This is a genomic window from Thermococcus sp. M36, assembly GCF_012027355.1.
In the GTDB taxonomy this organism is placed as follows: domain Archaea; phylum Methanobacteriota_B; class Thermococci; order Thermococcales; family Thermococcaceae; genus Thermococcus.
Map to the genome: position 1 here is coordinate 1 of NZ_SNUH01000337.1, position 393 is coordinate 393.

Below are 393 nucleotides of genomic sequence, written 5' to 3' on the forward strand. Positions count from 1 at the left end.
GAAAATATCTTACGGTACAGATAGCACTATTAAAGCAGTCTATAACTATACAGTAACGTCTATTGATAACGGCTTAGTAAATTTAGCTTTTACGGGTTCAATGAATATGAGTACTACTACGCAAACCAATGGAATGAGTGTAGTGATGAAGATGAATGGCCCTATTAATGGTACAGCAACTGTGAATACCAAAACATTTTTTGTTGTAAAAAGAACAACTACTATGGATATGAAGGGTAATACTGAAGTTGCAGGTCAAACCATTCCTTTTGGAATGAAAGCCACAACAGAAGAAAAATATAATTACTAATAGAACCTTTTTACTGTTACCATTCTGCATTAGGATAGGCTCTCTGTAAATGCTGCATTTCAGCTAAAATATAGCCTAAGTGT

Annotated in this window: 1 protein-coding gene; it reads left to right on the top strand. The window is 34.1% G+C overall.

All coding sequences use genetic code 11. The annotated features are described in order from the left end of the window. Window positions 1-310: DUF6263 family protein (locus E3E36_RS13100; RefSeq protein ID WP_206203742.1), on the top strand; the 310-nt coding region annotated here is incomplete at its 5' end. Between the last annotated feature and the right edge of the window lie 83 nt (window positions 311-393).